This is a genomic window from Wolbachia endosymbiont of Tuta absoluta (assembly GCF_059414725.1).
In genome coordinates this window covers 1-444 of sequence record NZ_JBNRJY010000591.1, presented here as the reverse complement: position 1 = coordinate 444, position 444 = coordinate 1, and the positions used below count along the sequence as shown (strand labels likewise).

At 57.4% G+C, this 444-nt stretch carries 1 rRNA gene; it reads right to left on the bottom strand.

Features of this window, described 5'->3' with window-relative positions:
- A 16S ribosomal RNA gene (locus ACJ5GX_RS06510) occupies nt 1-444 on the bottom strand; the annotation flags it as partial.

The window sequence follows — 444 nt, the reverse complement described above, 5'->3', positions numbered from 1 at the left end:
CCATCCATCTCTGGAAAGTTCTCGACATGTCAAGGCCAGGTAAGGTTCTTCGCGTTGCATCGAATTAAACCACATACTCCACCGCTTGTGCGGGCCCCCGTCAATTCCTTTGAGTTTCAGTCTTGCGACCGTACTCCCCAGGCGGCGAACTTAACGCGTTAGCTTCGATACTGCGTGCCAAATTGCACCCAACATCCAGTTCGCATCGTTTAGGGCGTGGACTACCAGGGTATCTAATCCTGTTTGCTCCCCACGCTTTCGTGCCTCAGTGTCAGTGTTGGTCCAGGTAGCTGCCTTCGCCATGGATGTTCCTCCTGATCGATCCCAGCTCGGGGTGGTGTCGGACATCTTGACGTCGGTGCGGCCCTTGTAGGTGACCACGCCGGCAGCGGTGTCGGCGGTCTTCAGCAGGCGGGTGTGCTTCTCGTCCCTGGTCTGGCGCAG